This is a genomic window from Kitasatospora sp. NPDC002965, from assembly GCF_040611255.1.
In the GTDB taxonomy this organism is placed as follows: Bacteria; Actinomycetota; Actinomycetes; order Streptomycetales; family Streptomycetaceae; genus Kitasatospora.
Genome location: NZ_JBEXNT010000027.1, coordinates 1 through 25,848 on the forward strand (window position 1 = coordinate 1; position 25,848 = coordinate 25,848).

Annotated in this window: 17 protein-coding genes; 9 read left to right on the forward strand and 8 right to left on the reverse strand. The window is 73.0% G+C overall.

The features are described 5' to 3' along the window. Positions 1 to 209: 209 nt before the first annotated feature. From ABZY91_RS13960 to ABZY91_RS13985, 6 genes are all read left to right on the forward strand, one after another. Entirely contained in the window at positions 210 to 1,835 is a 1,626-nt protein-coding gene (locus tag ABZY91_RS13960) for a hypothetical protein (RefSeq protein WP_355402261.1), read from the forward strand. Between the two features lie 437 nt (positions 1,836 to 2,272). After that, complete coding sequence (leuS, locus tag ABZY91_RS13965; RefSeq protein WP_355402263.1) at positions 2,273 to 5,182, forward strand: leucine--tRNA ligase; 2,910 nt, start codon at positions 2,273 to 2,275, stop codon at positions 5,180 to 5,182. 417 nt (positions 5,183 to 5,599) lie between these two features. Further along, the gene (locus ABZY91_RS13970) at positions 5,600 to 6,382 is read left to right on the forward strand and encodes a hypothetical protein (RefSeq protein WP_355402264.1); all 783 of its coding nucleotides are present in this window, start codon (positions 5,600 to 5,602) and stop codon (positions 6,380 to 6,382) included. 53 nt (positions 6,383 to 6,435) lie between these two features. Continuing rightward, on the forward strand, positions 6,436 to 7,281 hold the full coding sequence (locus tag ABZY91_RS13975) for a DegV family protein (RefSeq protein WP_355402266.1): 846 nt from the start codon (positions 6,436 to 6,438) through the stop codon (positions 7,279 to 7,281). A gap of 292 nt (positions 7,282 to 7,573) precedes the next feature. Then, the gene (locus tag ABZY91_RS13980) at positions 7,574 to 8,701 is read left to right on the forward strand and encodes a ComEA family DNA-binding protein (RefSeq protein WP_355402268.1); all 1,128 of its coding nucleotides are present in this window, start codon (positions 7,574 to 7,576) and stop codon (positions 8,699 to 8,701) included. A gap of 302 nt (positions 8,702 to 9,003) precedes the next feature. Continuing rightward, positions 9,004 to 11,376: a ComEC/Rec2 family competence protein gene (locus ABZY91_RS13985; RefSeq protein ID WP_355402270.1), complete on the forward strand. Its 2,373-nt coding sequence runs from the start codon at positions 9,004 to 9,006 to the stop codon at positions 11,374 to 11,376. Between the two features lie 214 nt (positions 11,377 to 11,590). On the opposite strand, the gene ABZY91_RS13990 is transcribed toward ABZY91_RS13985, so the two are convergent. Next, on the reverse strand, positions 11,591 to 11,884 hold the full coding sequence (locus tag ABZY91_RS13990) for a hypothetical protein (protein ID WP_329885164.1): 294 nt from the start codon (positions 11,882 to 11,884) through the stop codon (positions 11,591 to 11,593). A gap of 71 nt (positions 11,885 to 11,955) precedes the next feature. On the opposite strand from ABZY91_RS13990, the gene holA reads away from it, so the two are divergent. Continuing rightward, positions 11,956 to 12,954 (forward strand): DNA polymerase III subunit delta, encoded by a 999-nt coding sequence (gene holA, locus ABZY91_RS13995; RefSeq protein ID WP_329951496.1) that lies wholly within the window; start codon positions 11,956 to 11,958, stop codon positions 12,952 to 12,954. A 146-nt stretch (positions 12,955 to 13,100) separates the two neighbouring features. Here holA and ABZY91_RS14000 read toward each other — a convergent pair whose 3' ends face one another. From ABZY91_RS14000 to ABZY91_RS14010, 3 genes are all read right to left on the reverse strand, one after another. Continuing rightward, positions 13,101 to 13,787, reverse strand: coding sequence for a hypothetical protein (locus ABZY91_RS14000; RefSeq protein WP_329885166.1), 687 nt, complete (start codon positions 13,785 to 13,787; stop codon positions 13,101 to 13,103). Positions 13,788 to 14,284: 497 nt separating this feature from the next. Then, positions 14,285 to 14,554: a 30S ribosomal protein S20 gene (gene rpsT, locus ABZY91_RS14005; protein ID WP_329885167.1), complete on the reverse strand. Its 270-nt coding sequence runs from the start codon at positions 14,552 to 14,554 to the stop codon at positions 14,285 to 14,287. Between the two features lie 180 nt (positions 14,555 to 14,734). Further along, positions 14,735 to 15,040 carry an antibiotic biosynthesis monooxygenase gene (locus ABZY91_RS14010; RefSeq protein ID WP_329951497.1) on the reverse strand — a complete coding sequence of 102 codons (306 nt, stop codon included), beginning with the start codon at positions 15,038 to 15,040 and terminating at the stop codon, positions 14,735 to 14,737. Positions 15,041 to 15,323: 283 nt separating this feature from the next. Here ABZY91_RS14010 and lepA point away from each other — a divergent pair, with 283 nt between their 5' ends. Continuing rightward, positions 15,324 to 17,192 carry a translation elongation factor 4 gene (gene lepA, locus ABZY91_RS14015; protein WP_329885169.1) on the forward strand — a complete coding sequence of 623 codons (1,869 nt, stop codon included), beginning with the start codon at positions 15,324 to 15,326 and terminating at the stop codon, positions 17,190 to 17,192. A gap of 91 nt (positions 17,193 to 17,283) precedes the next feature. Here the strand turns inward: lepA and ABZY91_RS14020 are convergent, their stop codons facing one another. The 4 genes from ABZY91_RS14020 to ABZY91_RS14035 form a co-directional block, all read right to left on the reverse strand. Beyond that, entirely contained in the window at positions 17,284 to 18,351 is a 1,068-nt protein-coding gene (locus ABZY91_RS14020; RefSeq protein ID WP_355402274.1) for an FAD-dependent oxidoreductase, read from the reverse strand. Positions 18,352 to 18,488: 137 nt separating this feature from the next. Further along, on the reverse strand, positions 18,489 to 19,427 hold the full coding sequence (gene sigJ / locus ABZY91_RS14025; protein WP_329951499.1) for an RNA polymerase sigma factor SigJ: 939 nt from the start codon (positions 19,425 to 19,427) through the stop codon (positions 18,489 to 18,491). Between the two features lie 259 nt (positions 19,428 to 19,686). Further along, entirely contained in the window at positions 19,687 to 21,585 is a 1,899-nt protein-coding gene (locus tag ABZY91_RS14030) for an ABC transporter ATP-binding protein (protein ID WP_355402335.1), read from the reverse strand. Between the two features lie 233 nt (positions 21,586 to 21,818). After that, positions 21,819 to 23,552 carry an ABC transporter ATP-binding protein gene (locus tag ABZY91_RS14035; protein WP_355402276.1) on the reverse strand — a complete coding sequence of 578 codons (1,734 nt, stop codon included), beginning with the start codon at positions 23,550 to 23,552 and terminating at the stop codon, positions 21,819 to 21,821. A gap of 339 nt (positions 23,553 to 23,891) precedes the next feature. Between ABZY91_RS14035 and ABZY91_RS14040 the strand changes: the two genes are divergently transcribed. Then, a complete protein-coding gene (locus ABZY91_RS14040) occupies positions 23,892 to 25,814 on the forward strand; it encodes an AMP-binding protein (RefSeq protein ID WP_355402278.1) in 1,923 nt (640 codons plus the stop codon). Positions 25,815 to 25,848 lie beyond the last annotated feature (34 nt).

The window sequence follows — 25,848 nt, forward strand, 5'->3', positions numbered from 1 at the left end:
TTCTTCCCGCGCTGGCTGCCATCCCCACTGCCCGGGTTACAAACCCCCGGACCCCCCACACCAGCCGCGCCCCCCCCCGGGCCGGGGGGGGGCCCATTCGACGTTCTCCGGGGCCGGGGCCGCCGGGCGGGACCGGGCCGGCGCGGGGCGACCGCGGCTTTTCGCAACGCCGGGGCGTGCGGCCCCGGCGGACCGCTACCGTCGGAGCCATGGCGGATCTGGAGCGCAGACGCAACGAGGAACTCGCCCGGATACTGCACCAGCTCGGCTGGAACCCGGAGCGGCTGGCCCGCGAGGTCAACCTCGCGCTGCCGGCGCGGCTGGCGATCAGCTCCACCGCCCCCTACAAGTGGCGCGACCGCGGCATGGTCCCGCGCAGTCCGCACGACCAGGCCGTCTGTGAGGTACTCAGCCGCACCCTCGGTATCGCCGTCACCTACGAGCAGCTCTGGGGCCGGATGGGCGGCCACCGGGGCGCCAAGATCCTCTCCCCGCGGCTGCTCACCGACCCGTGGACGGCCGACACCGCGCAGACCGCGCTGCGTGAGGCGGCCACCGATGCCGGACCGGTCCGCCTGGCCGACCTCTTCCGCGACTCGGACCTCGCCGAGGCGGCCCGCCGGCTGACCACCCCGCCGCCGCCCGTCGCCGGCGGTGACGGCGTGCTGCGCATCGCTCCCGGCCTGGTCGGTGAACTCGGCCTCGGGTACCGCAGCAAGCTCCGGTTGGAACGCTCCTGCGGCGGCGGACTCGTCCTCGGACCGGCGCGTGCCGAACTGGCCATGGTCGCCAAGCTGTTGGAGCTCGGTGCCTACGACGAACCGCTCGGCCGGGCCCTGTACGGCGCGGCCAGCCGGCTGGCCGGGCTGGCCGGCTGGGCGGCCTACGACCTCGGCCACGAGGCCGCCGCCCAGCGGGCGTTCGCAGCCGCGCTGCGTGCTGCGCACGTGAGCGGCGAGCACGGGCAGGGGGTGGCGGTGGTGGGCGGCCTGGTGGTGCTGGCCACCCAGGGGGCGGGCGGACGCGGGCCGGACGTGGTCACCGTGCTGGCGGAGGCGGTGGCGGCGGCCGGGGACGCGCTCGGTCCGGCCGACCGGGCGCTCCAGTTCGGACGGATCGCGCGCGCGTACGGACGGCGGGGCGACGGGGAGGCCCTGGCCGAGGCCGCGGAGCGGGCCTTCACGGAGCTGGGCGCGGTCGGGGTGGGCACCGCCGCCGGTGCGGGACGGGCGGTCGCCGGGGGCGCCGAGGCGGACGGGTACGGCGGGGGTGACGGGCTCGGCGGAGGTGACGGGGCCGGGACGGCCCACGGGGTCGGCGGAGTTGCCGGCCCGGGTGAGGTGCGGGCCGATCTGGCGGGCATGGTGGGGGAGGGGTACCTCTTCCTGGGCGACCACCGGCGTGCCCAGGCCCTGCTGGCCGAGGCGGTGGCGGGCCTCGGACCCGACCGGGCGCGGGCCCGGGCCCTCCTCATGGTCAGGCTGGCCGACTCCCGGCGCCGCACGGGTGACACGGCTTCGGCGATCGCCACGGCAGACGAGGCCCGGGCGCTGGCCGCAGGGATGCAGTCGGAGCGGGTCGCGCGGGCGCTGCGCGACATCGACGCGGCGTTCCGGGCGGCGACGGCGACGGTGCCGTCCTCGGCGGCGACCGCCGATCCGGCGGAGGCGGAGGCGGCGACGGAGGCGGCTTCGGCCTCGGCGGATGTTCCGGGGGTGGCGGAGGTGCCAGGGCCGCGTGACGGTGGTGCGGTCGGCGGTACTGCCGCGGGCGCCCGTACCGGAACCACCCGTGGGGGTGCGGAGGAGACCGCCGGAACCGCCGTCGCGGTCTGAGCCGCAGTCCTGAAGCGCAGTCCCGATCGGCGTCCGACCGCCCGCCGGGCCGCCGCCCGAAACGTGGGCCGATCGGCGTCCGGACGGACGGCCCGGAACACCGCCCGGGCCGTCCGTCCGGAATACCCGTCCGAGCCGCTGCCGCGGGCGCTGCGGATCCACCGGCGGGAACGGCCGGGAGGGGGCTGACCCCCTTGCGGTACCCTGAGCCCATGCGAACCGTGCGCCTGCTCCTTAGCCGGCCGCGCTGACCAGGACCGGCCGCGCCCTCGGGCGGAGCCGGAGTCGGCGTGGCGTCCCCTCCTGCGAGGGGCTTTTTTGTTTTCCGCCCGGGTGTTCGCCCGGTCTCCGCCCGGGTTTCCCGGCCCGGGCGCCGTTCGCCGCAGCCGGCCCGGCGCGCCGGTTCGCCAACTGACATCGATGGAGCTTGAAGGACCATGAGCGAGACGACCCCTGCGTCCGGCGCGGCCGAGACCGCGACCGAGCCGTTCCGGTACAGCGCCGCCCTGGCGGCGGAGATCGAGTCCCGCTGGCAGGACATCTGGGAGAAGGAGGGGACGTTCCACGCCCCCAACCCGGCCGGTGACCTGGCCGACCCGGCAGCCGGTGACGTCGCCGCGAAGCCGCACAGCTTCATCATGGACATGTTCCCCTACCCGTCGGGCGCGGGCCTGCACGTCGGCCACCCGCTGGGCTACATCGCCACCGACGTCTTCGCCCGCTACCAGCGGATGACCGGCCACAACGTGCTGCACACCCTGGGCTACGACGCGTTCGGCCTGCCCGCCGAGCAGTACGCGGTGCAGACCGGCACCCACCCGCGGATCTCCACCGAAGCCAACATCGCCAACATGCGCCAGCAGCTGCGCCGGCTGGGCCTGGGCCACGACCCGCGCCGCTCGATCTCCACGATCGACCCGGAGTACTACCGCTGGACGCAGTGGATCTTCCTGCAGATCTTCAACTCCTGGTACGACGCGCAGGCCGGCAAGGCCCGCCCGATCACCGAGCTGATCGCCCGCTTCGAGGACGGCTCGCGCGAGGTACCGGGCGGCCGGGCCTGGGCGTCGCTGAGCGCCGCCGAGCGCGACGAGGTGCTGGGCGAGTACCGGCTGGCCTACTCCAAGGAGGTGCCGGTCAACTGGTGCCCCGGCCTGGGCACCGTGCTGGCCAACGAGGAGGTCACCGCGGACGGCCGCTCCGAGCGCGGCAACTTCCCGGTGTTCAAGTCCAACCTGCGCCAGTGGATGATGCGGATCACCGCCTACTCGGACCGGCTGATCTCGGACCTGGACCTGCTGGACTGGCCCGAGGCCATCAAGCTGCAGCAGCGCAACTGGATCGGACGCTCCGAGGGCGCCCGGGTCGACTTCGCCGTCGACACGCCGACCGGTGACGCCGAGAAGATCACCGTCTTCACCACCCGTCCCGACACCCTGTTCGGCGCCACCTACATGGTGCTGGCCCCCGAGCACGACCTGGTCGACGCGATCGTGCCGGCGTCCTGGCCGGAGGGCACCCGGGAGGAGTGGACCGGCGCCGCCGCCACCCCCGCCGAGGCCGTCGCCGCCTACCGCGCCGCCGCAGCCGCCAAGTCCGACGTCGAGCGCCAGGTCGAGGCCAAGGTCAAGACCGGCGTCTTCACGGGCTCCTACGCCGTCAACCCGGTCAGCGGCGAGCCCGTACCGGTGTTCATCGCCGACTACGTGCTGATGGGCTACGGCACGGGCGCCATCATGGCCGTCCCCGCCCACGACCACCGCGACTTCGCCTTCGCGCGCGCCTTCGAACTGCCGATGCGCTGCGTCGTCGAGCCGACCGACGGCCGCAGCGAGGACCCGCACGACTGGGACGACGCGTTCGACACCTACGACTCCGTCATCGTCAACTCGGCGCACGCGGACGGGACCGAGGACGGCATCTCGCTGAACGGCCTGGGCGTCGTCGACGCCAAGGCCGCCGTCACCGCTTGGCTGGCCGGGCGCGGCATCGGCGAGGGCACCGTCAACTACCGCCTGCGCGACTGGCTGTTCAGCCGCCAGCGGTACTGGGGCGAGCCCTTCCCGATCGTCTACGACGAGGACGGCGTCATGCACGCGCTGCCCGAGTCGATGCTGCCCGTCGAGGTCCCCGAGGTCGACGACTACTCGCCGCACACCTACGACCCCTTCGACGCCACCTCCTCGCCGAAGACCCCGCTGTCCCGCAACGAGGACTGGGTCAACGTCGAGCTGGACCTGGGCGACGGCGTCAGGAAGTACCGCCGCGAGACCAACACCATGCCCAACTGGGCCGGTTCCTGCTGGTACGAGCTGCGCTACGTCGACCCGACGAACGGCGCCGACGTCGTCGACCCGGCCAACGAGCGGTACTGGCTGGGCCCGACCGAGCAGAAGCCGGGCGGCGGCGCCGACCTGTACGTCGGCGGTGCCGAGCACGCCGTGCTGCACCTGCTGTACGCCCGCTTCTGGCACAAGGTGCTGCACGACCTGGGCCACGTCTCGTCCGTCGAGCCGTTCCACAAGCTGTTCAACCAGGGCATGATCACCGCCGACGTCTACCGTGACGAGCGCGGCTTCCCGGTGCCCGCCACCGAGGTGGAGGAGCGCGACGGCGCCTACTCCTGGCAGGGCGAGCCGGTCAAGCGCGAGGCCGGCAAGATGGGCAAGTCCCTGAAGAACGCCGTCGCCCCGGACGAGATCGCCGACGAGTACGGCGCGGACACGCTGCGCCTGTACGAGATGTCGATGGGCCCGCTGGACGTCTCCCGTCCCTGGGACACCCGCGCGGTCGTCGGCTCGTACCGCTTCCTGCAGCGGCTGTGGCGCAACGTCGTCTCCGAGACGACCGGTGAGCTGGTCGTCGTGGACGAGCCGGCCGACGAGCCGACCCTGCGCGCGCTGCACAAGGCCATCGACGGCATCCGCGGCGACATGGCCGGGCTGCGGTTCAACACGGCCGTCGCCAAGGCGATCGAGCTGAACAACTTCCTGGTGAAGCGCGGTTCGACGCCGCGCGAGGTGGCCGACCAGCTGGTGCTGATGGTCGCCCCGCTGGCCCCGCACATCGCCGAGGAGCTGTGGCGCCGGCTGGGCCACGTCGAGTCGCTGGCCCACACCGACTACCCGGTCGCGGACCCGGCGTTCGTGGTCGACGAGTCGGTGACCTGCGTCGTGCAGGTCAAGGGCAAGGTCAAGGCCCGGCTGGAGGTCGCGCCCTCGATCTCGGACGCCGAGCTGGAGGCGCTGGCGCTGGCCGACCCGGCGGTCGTCGCGGCGATCGGCGGGGCCCAGGTGCGCAAGGTCATCGCGCGGGCGCCGAAGCTGGTCAACATCGTCACCGGCTGACGTCGGTCGGTGACGCCGGTCGGCGACGTCCGCCGGCCGAGGCCGACCGGGTGACGCCGATCGGGTGACGTCGACCGGCGTGAGGACGTTCGGACGGCGAGTTGTGGGCGGGTGTCCCTTCGGGGGCGCCCGCCCCGCGGCGTTCCGGGGCCGGCCCCGCCGGGCGCGCGCAGGCAGAGCGGGTATGGGCAGAGCGGGTGTGGGCAGAGCGAGTACGGGCAGAGCGGATATGGGCAGAACGGGGGCCGGAGCGGCCGGGTGCTCTCGGGGTGATCCCGGATCTGTCCCTGATCTCGGGCCCGCCGGGCCCGATCGGTCTCCTCCCCGACGAGTACGGGGGCTACGGTGGAACCCTCGGTGGTCCGGCCCGCGTTGGGACCGGTGGGGGCCGGTTCGGCTGGCGGAAGGTGGCTCGTGATGGACGTGCTCGGCGTGATGGTCGGACTGGCCCTGCTGTTCGGGCTCGTGGTGGCTGCGCTCGTCGTGGTCGGCGTGGTGAAGGCGGCCCGCGCGGTCGGCGAGAAGATGGAACGCCAGGAGGCCAAGGCCCGGCGTGCGGTGGAGAACGTCACGCTCAAGGCCAAGACCTACACCCAGACCGGCCCGCAGGGCCAGATCTCCGCCGTCCGGCTGGGCTTGCGGACCTCCCTGAGCGGCACCCGGCAGGTCCTGGAGGGCGGCCTCACCCAGGACGGCCAGCTCACCGAGTCGCTCGCGCTGCTGGCCCGGCTGGACACCCACGCGGCCGAGCTGGACGGCGAGCTGCGGACGCTGGAGCGCGAGCCCGACGTCGGCCGGATCGCGGCGAAGCTGCCCGAGCTGCGGGAGCGGGCCGAGCGGATCACCCACTCCGCGGAGACGATGCGCTGGGCCGCCCAGGACCGGATGCACCGGTTCGCGGACGACGAGCTGGGCCGGTTGAGCCAGGAGTGCGAGAACGAGGCTGGGGCGCTGCGCCACTGGGACGCTGCTGCGGGCGCTGCGGGTGCGGGCAGCGGGGCGCGTTCGGGCGCGGCGAGCGGCGGGGCGGCCGGTCCGGGCGCCGCGCGTGAGGCCGCGCGGGACGGGGCGGCCCGGAACGCGCTGCCGGACGGAACGAGCGGTCGGCCGAGCGCGGAGGAGCTGCTGGGTCTCTCCGACCCGCTGGCCAAGCTGGCGCACCGGCTGCGGAAGCCTACGGCCGGTCCCTCGGCGGGCTGAGCACGGCGTCCGGGCGCTGTCGCCCGGGCCATGCGGGGGGTAACCTCCGCCTCATGCCCGCCGACCTCGCGCTTGTCACCGATTCCACGGCCTACCTGCCCCAGGAAGCGGTCGACAGGCACAGCATCACGGTGGTCCCGCTGAGCGTCGCGGTCGGTGACGACGTGTTCGCGGAGGGGGTCGAGATCTCTCCCAAGGACGTCGCCGAGGCGTTGCGGGGCAAACACCGGGTGACCACCTCACGGCCCAGCCCGGAGTCGTTCGCGGCCGCCTACCGGTCGGCCGCCGAGAACGGCGCGCAGGGGATCGTCTCGGTGCACATCTCCGGCGAACTCTCGGGGACGGCGGAGGCGGCCCGGCTGGCCGCCGCAGAGTCGCCCGTCCCGGTCCGGGTGGTGGACAGCCGACTGGTCGGCATGGCGCTCGGGTACGGGGTGCTCGCGGCTGCGGAGGCGATCGCGGCCGGGCGCGGCCTGGACGAGGCCGCTGAGGCCGCCACCCGGCGGACGGCCGTGAGCAGCGGTTTCTTCTACGTCGACACGCTGGAGTACCTGCGCCGGGGCGGCCGGATCGGCGCCGCTCGGGCGCTGCTCGGTTCGGCGCTGGCGGTCAAGCCGCTGCTGCACCTGGACGGGGGGCGGATCGAACCCCTGGAGAAGGTCCGGACGGCGTCCCGCGCGATCGCCCGGCTGGAGGAGATCGCGGTCGAGCGGGCGGGGGAGCAGGAGGTCGACATCGCGGTCCACCACCTGGCCGCGGAGGACCGGGCCGAGCCGCTCGCGGAGCGGCTGCGCGGGCGGGTACCGGGACTGCGCGACCTGTACGTGGGTGAGGTCGGTGCGGTGATCGGTGCGCACGTCGGACCGGGGCTGCTGGCGGTGGTGGTCTCACCCCGGTGAGTCGGGGTGGGCTCCGGTGAACCTCGGTGGGTCCGGTGAACCTTGGTGGGCCCGGTGGGCCCGGCGCGGGTGGCTCCGGCCGGCTCCCGCGAGTCGCGGCCAGGGGGTTGCTGCGTACGGGCCGGTGGCGGAACGCTTCGTAGGCTCGGGAGCCCGTGGAGCCGGCGTACCGTCAATGCGCACATGGTCAACTACTCCCTGTGGGTGACATCTTCTCTCCACAGCCCCCCGGTTTTCCACAGGGCTTCGGCAATTTCCGCGCGACTCCGCAGCGACTCCTACCGTGCTCCGCATGACGAGCATGCGCATCGGCGCGACAAGGCGCCGCCGGATTCAGCACATCACCGAGACCGCGGGGTTGCGGATGGCGGCACTGCTGCCGGCCGCCGAGGAGCCGCCCGAAGAGCTGTCGGTGTACGAGAAGCCCGCGGCGCGGGCGGCGGAGCGCGCCGGAGCCTCCCCGGCCGGTGGGCCGCCGAGCGGCGGGCCCCTGCACGCCGGCCACTTCGCCGGCGACCTTCCTGTCGGTGACTTTCCTGCGGGTGACCTTCCTGCGGGTGGCTCCCTGGCCGGTGGTGCACCGGCCGGGACCGGGCCGCCCCGCGGGCGACCGGACGCGGGACCCGTTCCACCGCACGGTGTGCCGCCCGACGGGCCGGGCGAACCCCCGTCCGACAGCCTGCCGACCGGGCTGCCCGGCGGGAGCCCGGCCGTCGTACCGGCGGGCGCGTACCCGTGGGCGGGCGCGGCCCACGCCCTCGACCGGCGGGCGGTGGCGGGACTGCTCGTCCTGCTGCTGCTCGCCGTGGGCTACGGAGTCCAGCACTTCTGGCTGGCCAGGCCGCAGTCCGTCGACGTGCCGACGGCGGCGGTCGCCTCGGTGGGGCCCGGCACCCCGCTGTCGGGCCTGGCCGGTCCCGAGGCCGGTGGCGGCCCCGGGACGGGCGCTGCGGACAGCGGCACCGCCGCGGGCGCGGGCGCGTCCGCCCCGGTGGTGGTCGACATCGGCGGCCGGGTCCACTCGCCGGGGCTGCACACCCTGCCCGGCGGTTCCCGGGTCGCGGACGCCCTGCGCGCGGCCGGCGGCCCGCTGCCGGGGACGGACACCAGGAACCTCAACCTGGCCCGCGTACTGACGGACGGTGAGCAGATCCTCGTCGGCGAACCCGGCCTCCAGCCGGCCGCCGGTGCGGCGACCGGGCCACCGCCGGCCGGTGCGCCGAAGCAGCCCGTCAGTTTGAACCGCGCCACCCTCGAACAGCTCGACACCCTCCCGGGCGTCGGTCCGACCCTGGCCCAGCGGATCATCGCCTTCCGCACTTCGCACGGCGGCGCGTTCCGTTCGATCGACCAGCTCCGGCAGGTGAGTGGCATCGGGGAGCGGACCTATACGGAGATCAAACCGCTGCTCACCCTCTGACGACCGTCCGGACCGCTCCCACCGGCGGCTCCCGTACCCACCCCTGCCCGAAAGGAGGTGCCGTCATCGCCACCACCGCCCTCACCCCCGTCACGAGGAAGAGCCCGACACCGACCACGACGCGGCCGAGCGACTTCCGCCTGCTCCTGCCCGCCGTCTCCGCCTGGGCGGTCTCGGCTGCGGCCCTCGGGATGGGGCCCGGTCACGGGGCGGTTCTTCTCCCGGCCGCAGGGGCGGCCGGACTCCTCGGGCTCGTCCTGCTCGTCCGTCCCCCGGGCACCGGCCGCCGCCGTTCCGCCGCCGTGACACTGGCAGCCCTGCTGCTCACCGGGGCCGCTGCCGCGGGCGCCACCTTCCTCCACACCGCCGACCTGCACCGGGGCCCGCTGCCCGAGCTGGCCCGCGCCGCCCTTCCCGCCCCGGACGTCGACGTCGAACTGACCGTCACCGGCGATCCCCACCTACACACCTCACGGACCGGGGGATCCGGCGCCGGACAACGGCTGCTCACCGTGGACGCGGTCGTGGACCGGGTCGCCGTCCCGGACGGCCTCCTCCCCGGCCCGGGCCCGCACACGGTCCGTACCCGGACACCGGTCACGGTGATGGTCCGAGGGGACGACGGGGCGGACACCTGGGAGCGCCTGCTGTCCTCGACCGAACTGGCCGTCGCGGCGACGGTCCGCCCGGCGGGGGAGCAGGACGACGCGTCGGCGGCACTCCTGATCGTGCACGGCGTGCCGCGACAGCTCGCGCCGCCGAACGTCGCGCAACGCATCGCCGGCCGCCTGCGGTCCGGGTTGCGCGCGGCGACCGACCACCTCCCGCCGGACGCGCGAGGGCTCCTGCCCGGTCTGGTGGTGGGGGACACGTCGCGCCTGCCCGACGAGCTCCGGGAGGCGTTCCGGAGCACCGACCTGGCCCACCTGGTCGCCGTCAGCGGAGCGAACCTCGCGATCGTGCTCGGCGTACTGCTGGGCGCGCCGGGCCGGGCCGGAACCGCCGAACGGCGCGGCCTGGCCGCCCTGTTCGGGATCCCGCTGCGCACCAGCGCGCTGCTCGGAGCCGTTGTCACGCTGGCCTTCGTCACGATCTGCCGTCCGGAACCCAGCGTGCTCAGGGCGGCGGGGACAGGACTGCTCGGACTGCTGGCGCTGGCCACCGGCCGCCCCCGCCAGGCGGTGCCGGCCCTGGCGGGCACCGCCCTGCTTCTGGTCCTCCTCGACCCGTACCTGGCTCGCTCCTTCGGCTTCCTGCTGTCGGTGCTCGCCACCACCGGACTGCTGGTTCTCGGCCCGCACTGGGCGGACGCCCTGCGGGCCCGTGGCTGGCCGGACCGCCTCGCGGGTGCCGTCGGGGCGACGGCTGCGGCCCAGGCGCTCTGCGGGCCGGTGACGGTGCTGCTCTCCGGGCACGTCAGTCTGGTCGGCGTCCCGTGCAACCTGCTGGCCGAGCTGGCGGTGGCCCCGGCGACCCTGCTCGGGTTCACGGTCCTCGCGGTTGATCCGCTCTCCCCGGCGCTGGCCAGGCTGCTGGCCGAACCGGCCGCGGTGCCGGCCGGCTGGCTGGCTGCGGTGGCCAGGCACGGTGCCGAGCTTCCGGGGGCCCGGTTGTCCTGGTCGGGCGGCCTCGTCGGCACGGCCACGCTCGCCGTGGGGACGGTCGCGTTCTGCTGGACGGTTCCGCTGCTGCTGCCCCGCCGCGCCGGCCCGGGGGGACGGCGAGCGCCGCGCGGCAGGCTCCGGCCGGTGGTGACGGGCGTGCTCCTGCTGGCCCTGCTCGCCGTGCTGTTCCGGCCACCGCTGCTCGCCAGGGTCGCGACCGGCTGGCCGCCCCCGGGCTGGCGGCTGGTCATGTGCGACGTCGGGCAGGGGGACATGCTGGTGCTGCCCGTCGTCGGGGAGGGCCACGACCCGCCGGACAGTGCCGTGGTGGTGGACGCCGGGCCGGATCCCCGGACGGCCGACCGGTGCCTGCGCGACCTCGGGATCACCCGGGTGCCGCTGATCCTGGCGACCCACTTCCATGCCGATCACGTCGAGGGGTTGCCCGGCGTGCTGCGGGGCCGACGGGTCGGGGCGTTGGAGGGGACGGTGCTGGACGACCCGCCGGGCGAGGCAGCCAGGGTGGCGGCGTGGGCGGCGGCGGCCGGGGTGCCGCTGATGCGGGCGGGGCGCGGGGAGCGACGCTCGGCGGGGTCGGAGGTGTCGTGGGAGGTGCTGTGGCCGGACGGAGCGGAGCCGCTGGTGGCCTCAGGCGCCAACAACGCGAGCGTCGCGGTGCTGGTGACGTTGGCGGGCGGGTTGCGGCTGGCCCTGCTGGGCGATCTGGAGCCGCCGGCGCAGGAGGCGCTGCTGAGCCGGCTCAGTGCGGCCGGTGGTCGTGCGCGGGTGGACGTGCTGAAGGTGGCCCACCACGGCTCGGCCCATCAGGACTGGTCCCTGACTGCGGCGTTGAGCCCTCGGCTGGCGTTGATCTCCTGTGGTGCGGGCAATCCGTACGGCCACCCGTCGCCTCGGACGGTGGAGCGGTTGCGCGCGTTGGGGGCCACGGTGCTGCGGACGGACCGCGTCGGTGACATCGCGGTGACGGGGGACTCCCCGGCCCGCCTCGGAGCCGTCGTCCATGCGCAGGGTCCGCACACGGCCCCCGGGCGGCGTGCCCCGCCGGGGTGATCCCCCGGAGCTCCGCCCTCCTCCCGACCCCGAGCGGGGCTGCGGGCCAGGGGAGCGGGCCAGGGACCAGGGAGGAGGCGGGGAGGGGGCGGGGGTGGGGGCGGGAAGCCCGAGGGGCACGTTGTTGTTCGCGATCGCCTCGCACAGGAAGTCGGACCCGCCGACTTCCTGTGCGGGGCCGCCGGTGGAGGCCGTCCGCGAGGGGCAGCGGCGGTCAGCCCTGCTCCCGCCAGCCCTCGTGAGTGGCGGCGAGGGCGTCGAGGGCGCGGAGGCGGTCCGGGGTCCAGCCGGAGTCCGGAGGCTCCAGGACCACCAGCCACTGGGCGTCCTCGGCGTCGTCCTCGCCGGCGAGAGCGTCGCGGACGATTTCGAGTTCGCCGAGGTCGGGGTGGTCGAAGCCGAGCTCCTCCGCGGCCTCCTCGGCGGCATCGCGGTCGGGCAGGACGAGCAGTTGCCGGGCACCGGGGTCGAAGCCGCCGGGCTGGTCGGTGGTGGGATCTTCGGTCACCGGGCCATTGTCCCGTGAGCGGCGGACGGGTGGGCCAGCGGTGTCCGTACCCCGTGGGATGCTGGTAGGCGATGGCCAGGAAGAGTGCACCCGACGACCTGCTCGCCCCGCTGACTCTCGCGGTCGGCCAGGAGGAGCTGCTGCTGGATCGCGCGGTCGCCCAGGTGGTGGCCGCGGCGAAGGCGGCGGACCCGGACACCGACGTGCGGGATCTCGCGCCAGGGAGCCTCCAGCCCGGCAGCCTGGCCGAGCTCACCACGCCCTCGTTGTTCGCCGAGCGCAAGGTGATCGTGGTCAGGGCCGCGCAGGACCTCTCCGCCGACTCCGTGAAGGAGGTCAAGGCGTACATCGAGGCTCCCGCCGAAGAAGTGATCATCGTCTTGGTCCACGCGGGCGGCGCCAAGGGCAAGGGTCTGTTGGACGCGGGGCGGAAGGCGGGAGGCCGGGAGGTCGCCTGTGCCAAGCTGGCCAAGGCGAACGAGCGGCTGGCGTTCGTCAAAGGCGAGTTCCGGACGCTCGGACGCTCGGCGACGCCGGAGGCCTGCCAGGCCCTGCTGGACGCGCTCGGCAGTGATCTGCGTGAACTGGCGGCCGCGTGCAGCCAGCTGACCTCGGACGTCGAGGGCACGATCGACGAGACCGTGGTGGCCCGCTACTACAGCGGCCGGGCCGAGGCGACCGGCTTCGAGGTGGCGGACCTCGCGGTCACCGGTCGGGCCGCCGAGGCACTGGAGCGGCTGCGCTGGGCGCTCGCCGTGGGGCAGCCGCCGACCGGTATCACCTACGCGCTGGCGTCCGGTGTGCGGAGTATCGGGCGGCTGGCGACGACCGGACGGAACATGCGTCCGGCGGACCTCGCGCGCGAGCTGGGCATGCCGCCCTGGAAGGTCGACCGGGTGCGGCAGCAGATGCGCGGCTGGACCGGCGACGCCGTGGCCGTGGCGCTGACCGCGATCGCGCAGGCGGACGCCGCCGTCAAGGGCGGCTCCGACGACCCGGCCTTCGCGCTGGAGCGGGCGGTGGTCGCCGTGGCCAGGGCCGCCCGGGCCGGCTCCCGCCCGTCGTACTGACCACGTCCACCGGGGGATGCTCGTAGAGCTTGTAGGGCCCGGGGGCCAGGACGGCCGGAGAGGGACGGCCGGGCGCTCGGCCAACGCGGACGCCCCGGCCTCCGGCACGGACACACCGGCCGCCGCCGCCCCGGCGCCCCTCCCGGTTACTTGCCGCCGATGGCCTTGAGCATGTCGCGGGTGTCGTCGAGGATGGTCCGCCGGACGGTCTCGCGGTCCAGCGTGTGGTTCTTGCCGACCTGGTAGTTGTCGGTCCAGTAGAACGAGTACGTCATGCCGCCGTCGCGGACCTGTAGGTAGTAGTTGATGTCGTGCAGACTCTTGTCGGAGCTGGTCGGCTCGTCCCCGTAGGCGAAGTAGGCCTCTTCGCCGAGGTTCGGCACGTCGGTGATCTCGTACTTCTGCTGCTCGAAGTAGTGCCGGGTGGCGGCGAACTCGGGTGAGGAGTCGACGGCCTTGTGCAGCTCGACGCGGATGTCGAGGGTGGCGTAGTCCGGGGTGTCGCTGTCGCTGACCGTCCGCTTCACCAGGGCGTAGCACCGCATGATGTCCATGGACTCGCTGCGCCCGGTGTGCTCCAGCGGATAGTTGTCCACCATCTTGTACTTCTGCCGGAACCCGGTGAGCTTGCCCGCCTCGCAGATCTTGTCGACGGGGTGGTAGCCGCGGAGGCTCTGCGCCGAGGAGCCGCCGTCCACGAGGCTGGGCACGACGGCGACGGCGCCGGCCCAGGCGGCCGAGGCGATGATCGCACCGACGAACGCCCAGACCGCGTTCCGGCGCAGGTTCCCGCCCTTCCGGTCGCCCGCGGCACCGGCTGCGCCGCCGGGCACGGTGGGGGTCCCGGGCGGGGTGGGTGCGCCCGGCGAGCTCGGCAGCCCGGGCGGCGGACCGAAGCCGGGAGGGCCGCCCGGTGTGGGAACCGTCGGTGGTGACGAGGGCAGTGGCTGCTGCGGGAAGCCGGCGAAGCCCGACCCGCTCTGCGGCGGTGGCGGCGGTGGTGTCCCCAATGTGAGCCCCCCTTGGGCCTGCGACGAAGGTGCCGGAACCAGACCTTATCGGTCGGGCCGCAGGACGCGACAGGAGTCGCAGCGGCCCCGCCCGACCGCTGTCACCGGGCTCCGGAAACGACTGCTGCCCGCCCGGTGTGTACCGGGCGGGCAGCAGTGGAAGGGCCTAGGAACCGGCACTTCTGGTGGCGCTCTGTGCACCGCACCCGCGTGGCGAACGCAGGCCGCGTGCGGTGCGAGTCGTTCTGTGCTCCTCGGGCGTCCGGGTAGAGGGCCGGTGCGTCCCGAGGGGAGGGGCCGTCGATGCGGCCCCGAGGGCGTCAGGCCTGGACGGCGGTGTTGACGCGCTTGGTGATGGCCGACTTCTTGTTGGCGGCCTGGTTGGCGTGGATGACGCCCTTGCTCACGGCCTTGTCGAGCGCCTTGGAGGCGGCGCGGGCCAGCTCGGCGGCCTTCTCGGTCTCGCCGGCGGCAGCGGCCTCACGGGCCTTGCGCAGAGCGGTCTTCAGCGAGGACTTGACGGCCTTGTTGCGCAGGCGCGCCTTCTCGTTGGTCTTGTTGCGCTTGATCTGGGACTTGATGTTCGCCACGAAGGAGCCTCAGTCTTGTCTGGAATGAAACGGTTGGAACGGGCTGCACCGCGCGGCCGCCGGACCAGCTGAGAGGGCATGCCGGGGCCAGGTGCAGCGGCCAACGCTACCAGGGGCGCACCGTCCGCCCCAAACCGGGCGGCGGTCCGTACGGCGGTCCGGTCCGGTTCCGGGCGTGGTCTAGGCGCGCAGGACCGGTTCGCCGTAGTGCTCCACCTCGGGGAACGGCCGGTAGTGGTGGTGCAGGGACTCGCGCCACCGCTGGTACTCGGCGGAGCGGCGGAACCCCTCGGTGTGGTCCTCCAGTCTCTCCCACTCCACCTGCAGCAGGAACCGTGAGCCCCGCCCCTCGTCCAGGCAGCGGCGCAGCTCCAGTGAGCGGAAGCCGGGCTGGACGGAGATCAGCGGTCGGGCCTCGGCGAAGGCGGAGAGGAAGGCCTCCTCCTGGCCGGGCAGGACGTCGAGCAGTGCGCTTTCCAGGATCATGCGACATCATCCTGCCCGGGCCCGGTCGCCCGGGGGAGAGTCGACGGCCGAGGTCCGCAGGAGAGGCCCGTGGAACGCGCCCGGCGGAGGCGCGGACCGCCCCCGGAGGCGCCCCGGTGGCGCCCCGGCAGGGGCGAACCGGACGGCGGCGCGCGTCCTGCTCGCGGGAAGTGGGAGGATGGGAGGAACTATCTCGATCGGACGACCGTCCGGTCGCCCGGGAAGCCGGTCAGCGATGACCCGGACACCCCCGGCCCCCGGACCAACGGAGAATCGGACCAAGGTGCCCGCGACCCCCAGCAATGTGCCAGAGCCCAGCCGTACCGACCCGGCGCTGATCCGCAACTTCTGCATCATCGCCCACATCGACCACGGCAAGTCGACGCTCGCAGACCGGATGCTGCAGATCACCGGTGTGGTCGACCCGCGGCAGATGCGCGCCCAGTACCTCGACCGCATGGACATCGAGCGCGAGCGCGGCATCACGATCAAGTCGCAGGCCGTCCGTCTCCCGTGGGCGCCGAAGACCGGCGTCAACACCGGCAGCACGCACATCCTCAACATGATCGACACCCCGGGCCACGTGGACTTCACGTACGAGGTGTCCCGCTCCCTGGCTGCCTGTGAGGGCACCGTCCTGGTGGTGGACGCGGCCCAGGGCATCGAGGCGCAGACCCTCGCCAACCTGTACCTGGCGCTGGAGAACGACCTCACGATCATCCCGGTGCTCAACAAGATCGACCTGCCGGCCGCGCAGCCCGAGAAGTACGCGGCGGAGATCGCGCACATCATCGGGTGCGACCCGGGCGACGTGCTCAAGGTCAGCGCCAAGACCGGCCTCGGCGTCGAGGAGCTGCTGGACCACATCGTCGACAACATCCCGGCCCCGGTCGGCGTGAAGAACGCCCCCGCCCGCGCGATGATCTTCGACTCGGTCTACGACTCCTACCGCGGCGTGGTCACCTACGTCCGTGTCGTCGACGGCCAGCTCACCAAGCGTGAGCGGATCGCGATGATGTCGACCGGCGCGACGCACGAGCTGCTGGAGATCGGCGTCATCTCGCCGGAGCCGAAGGTCGCGGACGGCCTCGGCGTCGGTGAGGTGGGCTACATCATCACCGGCGTGAAGGACGTCCGGCAGTCCAAGGTCGGTGACACGATCACCTCGATGCACAAGGGTGCGACCGAGGCGCTGGGCGGCTACAAGGACCCGCGCCCGATGGTGTTCTCCGGCCTCTACCCGCTGGACGGCTCGGACTACCCGCTGCTCCGCGACGCCCTGGACAAGCTGCGGCTGAACGACGCCGCGCTGGTCTACGAGCCGGAGACCTCGGTCGCGCTCGGCTTCGGCTACCGCTGCGGCTTCCTGGGCCTGCTGCACCTGGAGATCATCCGGGAGCGCCTGGAGCGCGAGTTCAACCTCGACCTGATCTCCACCGCCCCGAACGTGATCTACCGCGTGGTGATGGAGGACGGCACGGAGCACACCGTCACCAACCCGAGCGAGTTCCCGACCGGCAAGATCGCCGAGGTGTACGAGCCGGTCGTGCGCGGGACCATCCTGGCGCCGAACGAGTTCGTCGGCGCGATCATGGAGCTGTGCCAGTCCCGCCGCGGCAACCTGCAGGGCATGGACTACCTCTCCGAGGACCGTGTCGAGCTGCGCTACACGCTGCCGCTCGCGGAGATCGTCTTCGACTTCTTCGACTACCTGAAGTCCAAGACCCGCGGCTACGGCTCCTTCGACTACGAGCCGATCGGCGAGCAGTCGGCCGACCTGGTGAAGGTCGACATCCTGCTGCACGGTGACGCGGTGGACGCGTTCTCCGCGATCGTGCACAAGGACAAGGCCTACAACTACGGCGTGATGATGGCCGGCAAGCTGCAGAAGCTGATCCCGCGCCAGCAGTTCGAGGTGCCGATCCAGGCCGCCATCGGCTCGCGCGTGATCGCCCGCGAGACGGTCCGGGCGATCCGCAAGGACGTCCTCGCGAAGTGCTACGGCGGTGACATCTCGCGTAAGCGCAAGCTGCTGGAGAAGCAGAAGGAAGGCAAGAAGCGGATGAAGATGGTCGGCCGGGTGGAGGTCCCGCAGGAGGCCTTCATCGCCGCGCTGTCGACGGACGCAGAGGCGCCGAAGGAGAAGAAGTAACGACGGTGCCGTCGAGGGGCCCGGGACGTGACGTCCCGGGCCCCTCGGGCGTTCCGGGGTGCTTCAGGTGCTTCAGGTGCTGCGGTTCGGTTCAGCGCAGCGACATGACCACGCCGTTGACGATGGCCGCCTTGGTCAGCCGTCCGGTCAGGCCGGTGAGGACGGAGGTCCGCATCGAGTCGTCGCCGTGGATCAGCTGGACCATGCCCTCGCGCCGTCCGAGGCTCAGGCACTGCACGGCGTACCGGAACGCGAACGGCTTGTCGGTGCGTCCGGCGAGGACGTTGCCGAGGTAGCGGCCCATCGGCTGGGCGGTGGCGCAGCCCATCCGCAGGGTGCCGGTGCCGGGGACGGTGACCTCGGCGGCGTCGCCGATCACGTACACGTCGGGGTGCGAGACCGACCGCAGGTGGCCGTCGACGACGGCCCGGCCGGTCGGGCCGACGGTGAGGCCGGCCTCGGCGGCGAGCGGGTGCGGTTCCATGGCGGCGGCCCAGACGACGAGGTCGGCGGGGATCCGGCCGGCCGCGGTGGTGAGGCCCTCGGGGTCGACGGCGGTGACGGTGTGGTGCTCGTGGATCTCGGCGCCGAGTCCGCGGAGCACGGTGTGGACGTGGCGGCGGCCCTTGGCCGAGAACCAGCCGCCGACCTGGCCGGCGGCGACGATCCGGACCTTCCACCCGGGGTGGGCCTCGGCGAGTTCGGCGGCCAGTTCGATGCCGGTGGCGCCACCGCCGACCACGGCGAGGGTGCCGGGCCGTTCGGCGGTGCGCAGCCGTTCGGCCACCTCGCCGGCCCGCTCGACCCCGTAGGCGTGGTCGGCGGCGCCGGGGACGCCGTGCCAGGCGGTCCGGCTGCCGAGCGCGTAGACGAGGGTGTCGTAGGCGACGGCGTCGCCGTTGTCGAGGAAGACCTTGCGGGCGGTGAGGTCGATCCGGGTGGCGCGGGCCCGGAGGTGCCGCACGCGGCGGCCGCGCAGGACCTCGGCGACGGCGGGCCGGTGTTCGGGGTGGCCGGCGGCGGTCTCGTGCTGGCGCACGCGGTGCAGGAAGCGGCTCTCGGGGGCGATCAGGGTCACGCGGCCGCGCTTGCCGGCGCGGGTCGCGGCGGTGAGACCCGCGTAGCCGGCGCCCAGTACGACGATCTGCTTCTCGGTCATGTCGTCCCGCTCCTTCGCGGCGCCCGGGGGCGCCCTCTCGCGGCGTTCCCGGGGTTGCCGGGAGCGCTTCTGCGCGTGTTCGAGAAGGGGACGACGCGGCCGGACGGACTGTGACCGTGATCTGCGTCACGGGAAGGTCAGGAGGCTGCCACGTTCAGGTGGGCGAGCTTCTCCGGGTTGACGACGGTGTACGCCTCGGTGATCCGGCCGTCGGTGACGGTGAACGCGATCACGCCGCCGACCAGCCCGGGCTGCGGGTACCAGATCACCCCGGGCTCGCCGTTGACCAGCGCGAAGCCGAAGCTCCAGCCGGGTGCGAGGAACTTGGCGGCCAGGCCGCGGACGAGCCGGGAGACCTTGTCGGCGCCGAACACCGGGCGGGCGCCGGCGGTGACGATGCCGCCGCCGTCGGAGTGCCAGACCACGTCGGGGTCGAGGACGGCCAGCAGGCCCTCGATGTCGCCGCGGGCGGTGGCGGCGGCGAACGCCTCGACGGCCTGCCGGTGCTCGGCCGGGTCGGCGGTGGACCGGCGGCTGCCGGCCTTGACCCGGCGGCGGGCCCGGGAGGCCAGCTGGCGGGCGGCGTCGGGGGTGCGGTCCAGCGAGGCGGCGATCTCGTCGAAGCCGACGGCGAAGACGTCGTGCAGCACGAACGCGGCGCGCTCGGCCGGGGTGAGCTGTTCCATGACGGCGAGCAGCGCCATCGAGACGGACTCGCCGAGTTCGGCGACCTCGGCGGGGGAGGCGGGGGCGTCCTGGTACGAGACGGCCGGTTCGGGCAGCCACTCGCCGAAGTAGGCCTCCCGGCGGGCGCGGGCGGAGCCGAGCTGGTCGTAGCAGAGGCGGGTGACGACCGTGGTGAGGAAGGCGCGGGGGTCGGCGACGGCGGAGCGGTCGACCGAGCGCCAGCGAAGCCAGGCTTCCTGGAGGACGTCCTCGGCGTCGGTGAACGAGCCCAGCAGCCGGTAGGCGACCGACCCGAGGTAGCGCCGGTTCACCTCGAAGGGGTCGGACAGCGGCTGGTCGGGCCCGGTGGCCGGGGCGTGCACGGTCGCGGTCGACGGGTCGTCACTCACGGGCCCTACCGTAGCGCCGGTCGTCGCGATCATGAAGACCCGACCGGGGCGGGAAACGCCGGCCCGGCCGTCCGGACGCGCGGCCACCGGGTCAGCCCGGACACCCGGACACCCGCACACCCGCACACCCGGACGCCCGGACACCCGGACGCGCGCACACCCGCACACCCGGACGCCCGGACACCCGGACGCGCGGGAGCCCGGGGCGGTACGGCCGTCGGGCCGTCCTCCCCGGGCTCCCGCCCGGCGTCCGCCGGGGTCATTCCCGCTCGGCGACCGCTTCGGCGAACTGCGCCTTGTAGAGGCGTCCGTACGCCGCGTCGGCGGCGATCAGCTCGTCGTGCGTGCCCTGCTCGACGATCGAGCCGTTCTCCATCACCAGGATCACGTCGGCGTCCCGGATGGTGGAGAGCCGGTGGGCGATCACGAAGCTGGTGCGGCCGCTGCGCAGCCGGGCCATGGCGCGCTGGATGAGCACCTCGGTCCGGGTGTCGACCGAGCTGGTCGCCTCGTCGAGGACGAGGATCGACGGCTGGGCGAGGAAGGCCCGGGCGATGGTGATCAGCTGCTTCTCGCCGGTGCTGACGCCCGCGCCGTCGTCGTCGATGACGGTCTCGTAGCCGTCCGGCAGGGTGCGGACGAAGCGGTCCACGTGTGCGGCCCGGGCGGCCTCGACGACCTGTTCGCGGGTGGCGCCGTCGGCGCCGTAGGCGATGTTGTCGGCGATGGTGCCACCGAACAGCCAGGTGTCCTGGAGGACCATGCCGATGCCGGAGCGCAGGTCCTCGCGGGACATGGCGGCGATGTCCACCCCGTCGAGGGTGATCCGGCCGGAGCTCACCTCGTAGAACCGCATCAGCAGGTTGACCAGGGTGGTCTTGCCGGCGCCGGTCGGGCCGACGATGGCGACGGTCTGACCGGGTTCGACCTTGAGCGAGAGGTCCTCGATGAGCGGCTTGCCCGGGTCGTAGCGGAACGCGACGTCCTGGAAGACGACCCGGCCGCGCAGGGCGTCGGGGCGTTCCGGCATGGCCGGCTCGGGGGTCTGCTCGGGCGAGTCGAGGAGTTCGAAGATGCGCTCGGCGGAGGCGACGCCGGACTGCACCAGGTTGGCCATGCTGGCGACCTGGGTGAGCGGCTGGCTGAACTGCCGGGAGTACTGGATGAACGCCTGGACGTCGCCGATGGACAGCGCGCCGGTGGCCACCCGCAGACCGCCGACCACGGCGATCAGCACGTACTGCAGGTTGCCGATGAGCATCATCGCGGGCTGGATGATGCCGGAGATGAACTGGGCCTTGAAGCTCGCGGCGTACAGGGCCTCGTTGTGCTCGCGGAAGGTGGCCGCGGACTCCTTCTGCCGGCCGAAGACCCTGACCAGGGTGTGGCCGGTGTACATCTCCTCGATGTGGGCGTTGAGCTGCCCGGTGGACCTCCACTGCTGGACGAACTGCGGCTGGGCGCGCTTGCCGACCCGGGTGGCGACGACGACGGAGAGCGGTACGGCGATCAGTGCGATCAGCGCGAGCAGCCAGGAGATCCAGAACATCATGGCGAGCACGCCGACGACGGTGAGCAGCGAGTTGATCACCTGGCCGGTGGTCTGCTGCATGGTCTGGCTGATGTTGTCGATGTCGTTGGTGACCCGGCTGAGCACCTCGCCGCGCGGCTGCTTGTCGAAGTAGCTGAGCGGCAGCCGGGCGAGCTTGGCCTCGGCGCTCTGGCGCAGCCGGTAGCCGGCCCGCTGGATGGCACGCGCGGCGAGCCGGCCCTGGACGACGCCGAAGACGGAGGACGCGACGTAGATCGCCAGGACCCAGAGCAGGATGCTGCCGATGGCGTCGAAGTCCATGCCCTGGCCGGGGGTGAAGTCGACCGAGGAGAGCAGGTCGGCGATGTCGGTGTCGCCGCGTCCGCGCATGGCGTCGACGACCTCCTGCTTGGAGGCCCCGGCGGGGAAGCGGCCGCTGACGACGCCGGCGAAGATCAGGTCGGTGGCGTGGCCGAGGATCTTGGGGCCGACGACGGCGCAGCCGATGCTGAGCACGCCGAGGGCGAGGACGCCGGCGATCAGGGCGCGCTCCGGGCGGAGCAGTTTGAGCAGGCGTTTGCCGGAGCCCTTGAAGTCCATGGACTTCTCGGCGCCCTGGCCGCCCATGAAGCGCCCGGGGCCGGCCGGGCCGCGGCGGGCGGCGGCGGCCTGGGAGTCGCCGGCGGCCTTCGGGGGCCCACCAGGGCCGCCCCTGCCGGGGCCACCGGGGCCACCGGGGCCACCGGGGCCACCAGCGCCACCAGGACCGCCGAAGCCCCCGGGACCACCGGGGCCTCCGGGACCTCCCGGGCCGCCGGCGGGCGACTTCTTCGGGTCCGGCGCGGGCTTGTCGGGCGTGGTCACGCCGCCTCCTGCTCGGTGAGCTGGGAGAGCACGATCTCCCGGTACGTCGGGTTGCCGGCCATGAGTTCGCCGTGGGTGCCGCTGCCGACCACGGCGCCTTCGTCGAGGACGATGATCCGGTCGGCGTCGCGGATGGTGGAGACGCGCTGGGCGACGATCACCACGGTGGCGTCGGCGGTCTCGCGGGCGAGGGCCTTGCGCAGCCGGGCGTCGGTGGCGTAGTCGAGCGCGGAGAAGGAGTCGTCGAAGAGGTAGATGTCGGGCCGCCGGACCAGGGTGCGGGCGATGGCCAGGCGCTGGCGCTGGCCGCCGGAGACGTTGCCGCCGCCCTGGGCGATCGGCGCGTCCAGACCTTCGGCGAGCTGTTCGACGAACTCCTTGGCCTGGGCGATCTCCAGGGCCTTCCAGAGTTCCTCGTCGGTGGCGTCCGGCCGGCCGTAGCGGAGGTTGCTGGCCACGGTGCCGGAGAACAGGTAGGGCTTCTGCGGGACCAGTCCGACACTGTCGGCGATGGTCTCGGGGGCGAGTTCGCGGACGTCGACGCCGTTGAGCAGGACCTGGCCCGTGGTGGCGTCGAAGAGCCGGGGGACGAGGCCGAGCAGGGTGGACTTCCCGCTGCCGGTGGAACCGATGACGGCCGTGGTCTCGCCCGGGCGGGCGGCGATGTCGATGCCCCGCAGGACGGAGGCCTCGGCACCGGGGTAGCGGAACTCGACGTCGCGCAGTTCGAGGTGGCCGCGGCGGAGCACCTCGGTGACGGGCTCGGACGGCGGGACGACGCTGGAGTTGGTGGTGAGCACCTCCTGGATCCGTTCGGCGCACACCTCGGCGCGCGGCACCATCATGAACATGAAGGTGGCCATCATGACGCTCATCAGGATCTGCAGCAGGTAGGAGAGGAAGGCCGTGAGAGCGCCGATCTCCATGTCGCCGCTGTCGATCCGGTGGGCGCCGAACCAGAGCACGGCGACGCTGGAGACGTTCACGACCAGCATCACGCTGGGGAACAGGTAGGCCATCAGCTTGCCGACCTGGAGCGAGACCCCGGTGAGGTCCTCGTTGGCGCCGGCGAACCGGGCCTGCTCGTGGTCGTCCTTGACGAAGGCCCGGATGACCCGGATACCGGTGATCTGCTCGCGCAGCACCCGGTTCACGGTGTCGATCTTCTCCTGCATGCTGCGGAAGCGCGGGCGGAGTGCCCGCACCAGCACGATGACGACCGCGCCGAGGGTGGGCACGACGGCGAGCAGCAGGCCGGAGAGCGGTACGTCCTGGTTGAGAGCCATGATGATGCCGCCGATGCACATGATCGGCGCGGCCACCATCATGGTGAAGGACATCAGGACCAGCATCTGGACCTGCTGGACGTCGTTGGTGGTCCGGGTGATCAGCGAGGGGGCGCCGAACTGGCCCATCTCGCGGGAGGAGAAGCTCTGCACGCGGTCGAAGATGTCGGCCCGGACGTCCCGGCCGACTGCCATCGCGGTGCGTGCGCCGTAGTAGACGGCGCTGATGGCGCAGAGGGTCTGGAGCACGGTGATGCCGATCATCACCGCGCCCACGCGCAGGATGTATCCGGTGTCACCCTTCACCACGCCGTCGTCGATGATGTCGGCGTTGAGCGTCGGCAGGTAGAGCAGGCCGAGGGTGGAAATCAGCTGGAGCAGCACCAGCAGGGTGATCGGTCGGGTGTACGGGCGAAGGTACGCCCTGAGCAGTCTGATCAGCACTGGCTCACTCTTGTCGTCGGCGGCGGCTTTGGCATCCCAATTCTCGTTCTTCGGCGGGCTCGTTCAGGCCATTCCCGCCAAGCGAGCCGGATCTTTGTCCAGCCCTTTGCCGAACGTTCCGGTGGGCGGGGTGGTGCCGTGCACCGGGGGATCGGGAGGGTGCCAGCTGGCCGCTCCCTCTTACGGAATGACCGGTTTCCCCCTAGGCTGCTGATTGCCCCCTTGTTACTCACCGGTACCGGCCTGGTTACCGAAGGGGGCCGGCGACCGCCCCCACGGACGCCGCGACAATCCCTCAGAGCCTTCCCTCAGACGGCCACCCGCTCCCGGAGGTCCTCGTTGAGTTCCGCGCACTCCCTGATCGACTCCGGCCGCGCCGACATCGTCGCCGGGCGTCCTGCCTCCGTCGCCCACCTGTTCCTGGAGCGGGTCGCCGCCACCCCGGGCGCCGAGGCCTATCGCTACCCGGCCCCGGTGGACGAGCAGGCGGCGGACAGTGCCCCGGGCGCCGAGCAGTGGCGTTCGGTGACCTGGGCGCAGGCCGCGGCCCGGGTGTACGCGGTGGCGGCCGGCCTGCTGTCGCTGGGCATCCGTTCGGAGGACCGGGTCGCCCTGTCCTCCTCCACCCGGCTGGAATGGATCCTCGCCGACCTCGGCAACATGTGCGCGGGTGCGGCGACCACCGCCGTCTACCCGAGCACCAACGCCGACGAGACCGCGTTCATCCTCTCCGACTCGGGCTCCCGGGCGATGTTCGCGGAGAACGCCGTGCAGCTGGCCAAGGTCGTCGCCGAGCGTGAGCGGCTGCCCGAGCTGCAGACCGTGATCCTGTTCGACGCGCCGGCCGAGACCCCCGACGCCGCCGGGCTCAAGATCGTCACCCTCGCCGAGCTGGAGCAGCTCGGGGCCGACTACCTGGCCGAGCACCCGGGCGTCGTCGAGCGGACCGTCGCCGCGCTCGACAAGGAGCAGCTGGCCACCCTCATCTACACCTCCGGCACCACCGGCCGTCCGAAGGGCGTGCGCCTGGTGCACGACTGCTGGGCGTACGAGGGGAGAGCGCAGGAGGCGAGCGGGCTGCTGGCCGCCGACGACGTGCAGTTCATGTGGCTGCCGCTGTCGCACGTCTTCGGCAAGACGCTGATCTCGGGGCAGATCGCCACCGGCCACGTGATGGCCGTGGACGGCCGGGTCGAGCGGATCATCCACAACCTGCCGGTCATCCGGCCGACCATCATGGCCTCGGCGCCGCGCATCTTCGAGAAGGTCTACAACGGCATCGCCGGCAAGGCCCGGGCCGAGGGCGGCGCCAAGTACAGGATCTTCCTGTGGGCCGCCCGGACCGCCCGCGAGTACGCCCGGACCGCCCAGGCCAACCGGATCGCCACCGGCAGCGACCGCGTCCCGTTCGCCCTCGGCCTGAAGCACTCGCTGGCCGACCGGCTGGTGTACGCGAAGATCCGGGCCGCGTTCGGCGGGCGGCTGCGCGGTGCGGTCTCCGGCAGCGCCGCGCTCGCACCCGAGATCGGGTACTTCTTCGTCGGCGCCGGGGTGCCGATCCTGGAGGGCTACGGCCTGAGCGAGACCAGCGCCGGTTCGAGCGTCAACCGGGCGGAGGACATCCGGGTCGGCACGGTCGGCCGCCCGCTGCCCGGCACCGAGGTCAGGATCGCCGAGGACGGCGAGATCCTGCTGCGCGGCCCCGGCATCATGCGCGGCTACCACAACCTGCCGGAGAAGACCGCCGAGGTGCTGGAGGCCGACGGCTGGTTCCACACCGAGGACATCGGAGAGCTGTCGGCGGACGGCTTCCTGCGGATCACCGACCGCAAGAAGGACATGTTCAAGACCTCCGGCGGCAAGTACGTCGCGCCCAGCGAGGTGGAGGGCAAGTTCAAGGCGGTCTGTCCGTTCGTCAGCAACATCCTGGTGATCGGCAACGGCCGCAACTACTGCACCGCGCTGATCGGCCTGGACGAGTCGGCGATCATGCCGTGGGCCGCCGAGCACGGCCTGGCCGGCAGGTCCTACACCGAGGTGGTCGCCGACCCGCAGGTCCACAAGCTGATCGACGGGTTCGTGCAGCGGCTCAACGCCGACCTCCAGCGCTGGCAGACGGTGAAGAAGTTCCACCTTCTGCCGCGCGACCTGGACGTCGAGCACGGTGAGCTCACCCCGAGCCTGAAGATCAAGCGGCCCGTGGTCGAGCGCGAGTACGCGGACGCCGTCACCGCGATGTACGCGGGCAGCAACGAGGCCTGACCGTCGCCGTCCCGTACGGACCGGAGGACCACCC

Coding starts and splice junctions, on each gene's coding strand:
- ABZY91_RS13960 (WP_355402261.1), top strand. CDS start 210: ATGGCGGATCTGGAGCGCAGACGCAACGAGGAACTCGCCCGGATACTG.
- leuS (WP_355402263.1), top strand. CDS start 2,273: ATGAGCGAGACGACCCCTGCGTCCGGCGCGGCCGAGACCGCGACCGAG.
- ABZY91_RS13970 (WP_355402264.1), top strand. CDS start 5,600: ATGGACGTGCTCGGCGTGATGGTCGGACTGGCCCTGCTGTTCGGGCTC.
- ABZY91_RS13975 (WP_355402266.1), top strand. CDS start 6,436: ATGCCCGCCGACCTCGCGCTTGTCACCGATTCCACGGCCTACCTGCCC.
- ABZY91_RS13980 (WP_355402268.1), top strand. CDS start 7,574: ATGACGAGCATGCGCATCGGCGCGACAAGGCGCCGCCGGATTCAGCAC.
- holA (WP_329951496.1), top strand. CDS start 11,956: ATGGCCAGGAAGAGTGCACCCGACGACCTGCTCGCCCCGCTGACTCTC.
- ABZY91_RS14010 (WP_329951497.1), bottom strand. CDS start 15,040: ATGATCCTGGAAAGCGCACTGCTCGACGTCCTGCCCGGCCAGGAGGAG.
- ABZY91_RS14020 (WP_355402274.1), bottom strand. CDS start 18,351: ATGACCGAGAAGCAGATCGTCGTACTGGGCGCCGGCTACGCGGGTCTC.
- ABZY91_RS14030 (WP_355402335.1), bottom strand. CDS start 21,585: ATGGGCGGCCAGGGCGCCGAGAAGTCCATGGACTTCAAGGGCTCCGGC.